Annotated in this window: 6 protein-coding genes, 1 tRNA gene and 2 pseudogenes; 7 read left to right on the top strand and 2 right to left on the bottom strand. The window is 68.6% G+C overall.

The genetic code is table 11. The annotated features are described in order from the left end of the window. From ACFVYN_RS35500 to ACFVYN_RS35475, 6 genes and pseudogenes are all read left to right on the top strand, one after another. A pseudogene (locus ACFVYN_RS35500) lies at window positions 1-717 on the top strand (DNA helicase); the annotation flags it as partial. A gap of 197 nt (window positions 718-914) precedes the next feature. Continuing rightward, window positions 915-1,316 carry a hypothetical protein gene (locus tag ACFVYN_RS35495; RefSeq protein WP_390006160.1) on the top strand — a complete coding sequence of 134 codons (402 nt, stop codon included), beginning with the start codon at window positions 915-917 and terminating at the stop codon, window positions 1,314-1,316. Between the two features lie 116 nt (window positions 1,317-1,432). Then, a complete protein-coding gene (locus ACFVYN_RS35490) occupies window positions 1,433-1,720 on the top strand; it encodes a helix-turn-helix domain-containing protein (RefSeq protein ID WP_390006158.1) in 288 nt (95 codons plus the stop codon). After that, window positions 1,717-3,288: a helix-turn-helix domain-containing protein gene (locus ACFVYN_RS35485; protein WP_390006157.1), complete on the top strand. Its 1,572-nt coding sequence runs from the start codon at window positions 1,717-1,719 to the stop codon at window positions 3,286-3,288. The genes ACFVYN_RS35490 and ACFVYN_RS35485 overlap by 4 nt, the downstream gene beginning before the upstream one ends. Next, the gene (locus ACFVYN_RS35480) at window positions 3,288-3,860 is read left to right on the top strand and encodes a transcriptional regulator (RefSeq protein ID WP_390006155.1); all 573 of its coding nucleotides are present in this window, start codon (window positions 3,288-3,290) and stop codon (window positions 3,858-3,860) included. The genes ACFVYN_RS35485 and ACFVYN_RS35480 overlap by 1 nt, the downstream gene beginning before the upstream one ends. A gap of 61 nt (window positions 3,861-3,921) precedes the next feature. Further along, window positions 3,922-3,995 (top strand) — tRNA-Met (locus ACFVYN_RS35475). A 335-nt stretch (window positions 3,996-4,330) separates the two neighbouring features. Here ACFVYN_RS35475 and ACFVYN_RS35470 read toward each other — a convergent pair. Both ACFVYN_RS35470 and ACFVYN_RS35465 read right to left on the bottom strand, forming a co-directional pair. Then, window positions 4,331-5,008 carry a DUF5710 domain-containing protein gene (locus ACFVYN_RS35470; RefSeq protein ID WP_390006154.1) on the bottom strand — a complete coding sequence of 226 codons (678 nt, stop codon included), beginning with the start codon at window positions 5,006-5,008 and terminating at the stop codon, window positions 4,331-4,333. A gap of 81 nt (window positions 5,009-5,089) precedes the next feature. Continuing rightward, complete coding sequence (locus ACFVYN_RS35465; protein WP_390006153.1) at window positions 5,090-6,100, bottom strand: HNH endonuclease; 1,011 nt, start codon at window positions 6,098-6,100, stop codon at window positions 5,090-5,092. A gap of 304 nt (window positions 6,101-6,404) precedes the next feature. On the opposite strand from ACFVYN_RS35465, the pseudogene ACFVYN_RS35460 reads away from it, so the two are divergent. Continuing rightward, window positions 6,405-7,338, top strand: a pseudogene (locus ACFVYN_RS35460) (hypothetical protein); the annotation flags it as partial.

The raw sequence follows: 7,338 nt of genomic DNA, 5'->3' as shown, positions 1-7,338 counted from the left end.
GCCCAGCTCGCCCTGTCGCAGTCCTTCCGCTTCGGCCCCCGCCTCGCCGAGGAAGCCAACCGCTGGCTGCACCTGGCCGACGCCCCCATCCGTCTCACCGGCGCCGACACCGTGCCCACCGAACTCGGCCCCGTCACCCGGCCCGACGCCGTGCTGTGCCGTACCAACGTCGGCGCCATGGCCCAGGTCATGGACCTCCTGTCCGGCGGACACCGGGTCGCACTGGCCGGGGGAGGAGACAGCCTGCGCGCTCTGGCCCTGGCCGCCCGCGACCTCAAAGAAGGACGCCGCACCACCCACCCCGAACTGGTGCTGTTCACCACCTGGGGCGACCTGCAGGACTACGCCGCCCACGACCCCGCCGGGCGCGACCTGCAACCCCTGGTCGACCTGGTCGACACCCACGGCGCTGACGCCATCCTGGCCGCCGTCGCCCATCTCGTCCCCGAAGACCGGGCCGAGGTAACCGTCTCCACTGCGCACAAGGCCAAAGGCCGGGAATGGGCACAGGTGAAGATCGCCGACGACTTCACCCCACCCTCCGACGGCCCGCCGCACGACACGGGGCAGGGGACGGCCCGCCGGATCGACGACAAGGAGGCATGCCTGGCCTATGTGGCCGTCACCCGCACCCGGCGCCGCCTCGACATCGGCGGCCTGTCCTGGATCAACGAGCATCCGGAAGGAGCATCGGCCAGTGCTCAGCCACCGCAGTGATACACAGGGCGGGTTCTGGGCGTTCGGTGCCTCCGCCTGGAACGAGCGCACGGGGGAGCAGCGGTACGGATCGCAATGATCCGGGACGGTGCAGCACTGAGCGTGACGGGCGCCCACCCTTGTCGGTGACGGCACATGCGACAAGCCCTCAATGGCCGCCGCTGTCCACAGACGGCCCTCGGCAGGCTTCTTGAGCTATGAACATCAGCTCGCCGGGCATCGCCCGGAACAACAAGAAGACGCCACGCTGCGAACGCCACGACGCCCTCCTCCAGCCGGAAGAACAGTCCGAGTTCGCCGCCCGGTTCCCGGCCGGCCACCGGGCGCAGATGGCGTTCCTCCTGGCCAACTACGCCGACAACGCCTCCGTGGTCGCGGCGCTCTTGGGCACTGGAGTGCGTACGGTGCGCCGCCACTGCCGTGGGTGGCCGCCACCGCCCGGGCTCCGGCTGCGCCGGGCCCTGCGCCGCCGTGTCGTCGACCTCGTGTGCCCGCGGTGCCTGTCCGATCGTGCGGTGGAAGAGGCGCGCCAGGCGAAACGGGAAGCCCGGCGCGCGGCCCGACGGATTCCGCGTGATCAGGGCGGCCCGGATCGCTGACACCCACTTGCCCAGAACCTTCAGCTCCTGTGTGACGATGAAAGCCTTCCTGCATAATAGATAGCAAAAAGCTGATTTAAATGCGGGAGTTGCATGGATTCAGGTAAGATGGCGGCATGGGATTGAGCTTGGAGGAGTCGCTGCGGCTGACGGTGGCCGCGTTGATGCAGGTGACGGGTGACTCGCAGCGGTCGGTTGCGGCGGTGCTGGGACTGACGCAGACGCAGGTGTCGCGCCGGCAGTCGGGCGCCATCTCGTGGAGCCTGCGCGACGTCGACGTCCTGGCCGAGCACTACGGCATCGGCGCGCTGGACCTGCTGGCGGGTCCGACCAGAGCGTGCGAGGCACTGCCCACCGACAGGCGCCGTTCCGTCCGGACCGAAGCGAAGGGGACGAGCCGGTGAGCGACTTCGACGCGATCGATTCGCTGCTTGACGCCGTCGGCCCGGAGGCCGAACTCCCGCCCTGCCAGGTGCGCCGCGAGCTGCGGGAGCGGGCTCGGCTGTCCAAGGCGCAGGTGGCACGCGCGCTCGGCGTGAGCCCGTCCACCCTCAGCGGATGGGAAAGCGGCCGGGACCCGGCCGGCGAGATCCGCACCAAATACGCGTACCTGCTGGACGGGCTGAACACCAAGCTCGCCACCGAGACCGAGACCACGGCGGCGCCGGCTGCGGAGCAGCCCCTCACGTCAGACACGGCCGCGACCGTCACCCCCTCGTCTTCGCCGGATCCCGGGCAGGACGAGGACAGGGACGACGTAGAGCTGCTCGTCGTCCCCGAGCCGTGTGTGCTGTGCGGCCGTCCGGCCAGCCAACGCGTAGCGGGGTTCGCTCAGCACCTGGCACCGGCCGACTGCCAGCCCACTGCCGCCGGAGCCCCCGCTGCCGCGCCTGCCCCGCCGGCCGAACAGCCCACTGCGCAAACTCCGAAAGCGCCGCTGCGCACGACACCTCCGGCGCGTGCGACGGAGCGTTCCAAGGGCCCGGCCCGCCACGCGTTCCAGGAGCCGTCCGGCCCGGTCGACCTGATCCGCGAGGCCGTGCAGGGCGCGCTCGCAGAGCACCGGGGCGACGTCGACGCAGCTACGGCGGCGCTGTTGAAGCGGGCGATCCCGGACGCGATGCGACTGCTGGACGAGACCCGCAAGGGCGCCCGCTACGACGTGATCGCGCACCCCTGGATCCCCGACATCCTCAAGAAGCAGACCGCGCGCGGCGCCGACCAGATCTGGGAAGCCCGCCCCAAGTGGACGCGCCACGAACTTCCGCCCGGCCGGCATGAGGTGACCGCGCTCGACATCAACGGCGCCTACCTCTCCGCCCTCAAGACGCACCTCCCCCTGGGCCAGCTCGAGCACTCCACCGGCCTCGCCCACGACCGCCGCCGCTCCGGAGTCCACCTGATCACCCCGCCCGAGTGGGAGCACGAGGCGGTGCTGCCCAACCCGATCGGCCAGCGGGACGAGCCCGGCCCGCTGTGGGTCACCGAACCGACGCTCCGCCTCCTGCTGCGCCTGTCCGGCCCGAAGCACCAGCTGTGCGCGCTTCCTCAGATCCACGAGTCGTACACCTCCGGGGCCACGGAGAACCTGCTGGAGAAGTTCCGCATCGCGTTGAAGGACGCCCGCGACATGGCGATCGAGCAGGGCGATACGGTGACGTTGGAATACGTGAAGGCGATGTACTCGAAGTTCGTCTCCACGATGGGGGAGTCGAACTACAACCGGGAGCTCTACCGTCCGGACTGGATGCACCTCATCCGCAGCCAGGCCTTCGCCAACCTGTGGCTCAAGGCGCTCAAAGCCCATGACGAGGGCCTGACCGTCGTCCGGGCGATGGGCACCGACGAACTCCACGTCATCGGTGACTGGCGCCGTGTCTTCGCCGAAGGCCGAGGTGTTACCGAGGTCAAGGTCAAGGACACGTACACCGCCGGAACCGATGCCGGTGAGCACGTAGGCGAGGGGGAGTAGTGCCGGAGCAGAACATCGACTTCGGGAGGTTCGGCGCCCGGGGCATCAAGGGCAGCGACGCCGTCGCTCGCAAGCTTGACGAACTCGCGGGCGGCATCGCCACTCCAGTGACCGCCAAGCGCGGCTGGATGGCGCGCCTGCACTACCTGACGAAGTCGACCCAGACCCTGAAGGCCGCGCAGGACGCCGGACTCACCGTGACCCACCGGACGCTGAAGGCCTGGCTGGAGGGCAAACGCCGCCCCTCCAAGGCCAACCTGGAACGCATTGACCAGGTGTACCGGACGGTGCGCCGTCACAACGTCGCCCGCCATCTCCTCAGGCGCCTCAACCGCGACGGACGCGGTACGCGAGTGGAGATCCACCCGCTCAACCAGTCCCAGGTGCCGCAGCCGCTGCAGCGCGTGGTGGAGTACCGGACGATGAACGTGCGCCGCTGGGACAGCATCGTCGGCTCCTGGGCGGCCGGCGACCACCAGAGCCTGGACGCCGCGTGGCAGGACACGATCGTCGACCTCGGCTCGCAGTGGGGCCAGTACGAGTACGTCACCAACGTCGGCTTCGCCGCATAGAGCCCTGCTCCGGAAGGTGGTCTTCGGCGCCTGCTGGGATGGCGTACGGTGGGGATACCGACGCGGGGTGGAGCAGCTCGGTAGCTCGCTGGGCTCATAACCCAGAGGTCGCAGGTTCAAATCCTGTCCCCGCTACTGCTGAAGAGGGCCCGGATCCACGCGATCCGGGCCCTCTCGCCTATCTGGATGATCGCGCCTCTGGCTCCGGTCAGGCACTGCACGCTCAAGCGCGCGGCTTCTTGCTCAGAAAGACAGACACAGCCACCCGTCTCTGCGATCTGACGCAATCGCAGCCCGACCAGGTGATTCCATGCTGTTATCTCCCGCGCTCACCCTTCAGGGGAGGGCGGTGTGGAAGGCATGGCTTTGATCGTCGTACAGCGTGTGCCCTGCCCGCCCGCTGAAAGGCAGGGCACACACTGCGCGCGGTCTACCGGCGGCCACCATGTGCGCGTAGGGCGACGGGACGACTATCGGCGTCTTCCGTCCTCACGCCAGTCGATCTGGGTGCCGGTGACCACCTCGAAGCGGCGCTCCGCCGATATCCACACCGCACTCATTCCAGGCCCGGTCAGGACCGCACGGCCCGCTGCCTCAGCCGCTTCCTGTACGGCTTGCGGTAGCTTCAGCTGCCACCAGCTGTGCCGCCACTCGTTTGGCTGGCACACGATTTCGTGGCGTTGCCGCCTAGTGGTGCGCAAACGGGCAGTGGCGATGTCCGCAGGACCCGCGTTCGAGTCGCACATGTGGCAGAACCAGTTCCATGGCGGGATCGTGATCCATACGTTGGTGCCACGCTCTGGCGGCTGCGATGGGAACACTGCGTCGAGTACGGCGTGCAGCTGTTCAGGAGTGACCTGCTCCTCGGCCGGAGGCTTCTTGGCTCGCACCACACGGTGGCGCGAGCGCGACGCGCGACTCACCTCATTGCGCAGGACGTTGAGACGCTGACGACGCAGCGTCCGCTCGGCCTCGGAGACGGGTTCCAGCTCCTTGGCGGACGACGGCGGAGCCCAGCGCCGCAGTGCTGCCAGCCCGGCCCGAGGTGCGTACCAGCGTCTGGCAACTGGATCCCACAGCGCGCCGAGCGCTTTCGCCTCGTCTTTGTCCCTGAACGGCACATCCAGCCAGATACGGTCTCCCGTCATCGCTGCGCGGCCTCCGTTGATCCGTGGTGTTCGCCGTTGCGGCTGACCGGCCCGTCGTACGGGTGCCGCCCGGCGGCGGACCTACAAGTCGACCGGAAAGTAGTCGCCTTTATGGAGATTGCAGAGCCAGTGGGCGAGCTGGACGTTGAGCAGCGTGTGCTCGCCGCCTGCGGTGAGGGGAATGCGGTGATCAAGGGTCGCGCACCACATGTCGGGCCAGACCCGCTCGCGCTCGACGGCCGTCTTGCATATCTGGCAGATCCAGCCGTCGCGTTCGTACACCGCAAGGGGATCCAGACGTTCAACCGTGGCCTCCAGACCGATTTCGCGCATCCGGGCGGCATAGCTGCCGGCCGCACGCGACACGCGCTGCAGGCGTTCGGACCGGGCTGCGTAGGCGGGTGTCCACAACCGAGGCACGGACTGCTTCCCGCACACGAAGGCCGTCCAGGTGTACTCCTGGTCCGCCTCGTCCACATCACGGATGATCTCCTTGTACCAGCGCCACGTCTCACCTTCCGCTTCGAAGGTGTCGTCCAGTTGCTTGAGGCCCAGGAAAGCTCCCAGGACCAATGACGTCGGGGTCCACGTATGGTCGGTGACGTAGTAGAACGCCGCGCCGGTCTGCACGTGGACGGACAGTGCCACCTGCTCCAGCTCCCAGCTGTTGCCGCTGTGCGGCTTCACCTGCCAGGGGACGGCGTAGTCCGGCAGATCGACGGCCCGGTGGACGGCGATGACGGAACCGTGCCGTTCCACCATGTCGCCCGGCTTGGGCGAGTAGCCCTGAATCTCATACGGAAAGAGCGAGCCGACGGGCAGTGTGCGAAACGCCCGCGCAGGCCGGGCGCCTTGAGGATCGGGCGAGAACACGGGCGGCCGGGTGATCTCCCCGCGCTCGATGCGGCGGTTGAAGCGCCGATTGAGTGTCAGATTGCAGCGGGGCGAGCACACGTGCCGGTCGCGGTGCTTCCAGTGCGCCCTGGTCGGGACCGGCTCCCCGCAGACCTGACACGGTTCTCCGCCCTTGGCGCGCTCACTGGCCTTCAGCTGCTCATCGCGCCAGTCCCAGTAGGCGTTGTCATTCCCCACCCGGCCCCCTCTCCCTTGGCCACCATAGGTCACACCCGTCCAGCCGTACGGCGTAGTCCTGCTGGCCTACCCGTGAGGCCACCGTGTGGCAGGCGCCCGGCCTGTGCGCACAGTGATCGTCCGACCGCGTAAGCCTCTCTTCGGGAGACGCTAACTAGCGCAAAAGGGGGAGCCGTTGCTTTGTGTCCCTCTAGGATGACTGCCTGCGATGAGTGCTCAGGTGCCTCATCTGCACGCGTAACGCCCGCACGCCACACCCCTGTCCGTCGTCCGGCGGAGCGGGGAGATACGGAGCAGCTCGACCGTGCACCTCATCCGCTTCGCCGCGTGCGGGTTCCGCTCGCTGACCTATGTACAGGACATCCCGGTCAGCAGCCCGACGATCCTGGCCGGCCGCAACGACGGCGGCAAGAGCGCCGTCCTGGCCGCGCTGGCCTTCCTGCTGGGCGAACACCGTCTGACGGACGAGGACCGCACCTACCAGCAGGACGAGGGTGTCAAGGGACAGCGCTGCGCGGAGACATGGGTGGAGGGCGTCTTCCGCCTGGACGCTGCCGAGCAGGCCGCAGCGGCCCCCTTACCGGCCGAGCTTCGTATCCGGCGCCGCTCACGGGCCGGTGAGGCGGCGTGCTGGGAGTTCTTCGGATCACAGCCCGCCGACAGTCGCCTGCAGGGCCTGGGCCGGCTGATGAAGAAGGACCTGACCGAGCTGGTCGCCGAGTTCGGGCTCGTCCCGTCGGGCACGCTGAAGGACGACCTGCTGGCTGCGCTCACCGCACACGCCACGACCGTCCCCCAGACCGACCAGTGGCAGCCGCTGCCCAAAGACCTCGAGGCACGTCTGCCGCGGCTGCTGTCGTTCGGCGGCAAGGACGAGAGCCCGGACGACGCGGTGCGCACCGCTTTGAGCAGCTGCTACGAGACCCATCTGGAGGACGAGACCCTCCAGGGGCAGGTCCGCGAGATCGAGAAGGAGATCACGCAGCGGCTGGAGAAGGAAGCGGACTCCCTGTGCCGGCACATCCGCCAGCACTGCCGGGAGTTCGTCGGCGTGGAGGTCAAGCCCGAGGTCTCCTTCAAGGGCGGCTTCAAAAGGGCGCCGCTGGAGGTCTCCAAGGCCGACGGCGAGCCCGTGGACCTGACCCGCTCGGGCCAGGGCAGCACCCGGCGCATCGCCCTCGCCGTGTGGGAGTGGACCAGCAGCCTCCTCGAAAGCAGTGAACTCGCCGCGGTGGGGG

It is taken from the genome of Streptomyces sp. NPDC058307 (genome assembly GCF_042880295.1).
Lineage (GTDB): Bacteria > Actinomycetota > Actinomycetes > Streptomycetales > Streptomycetaceae > Streptomyces.
Note: the sequence above shows the minus strand (reverse complement) of the source record. Positions and strands in the feature narration are given on the sequence as shown.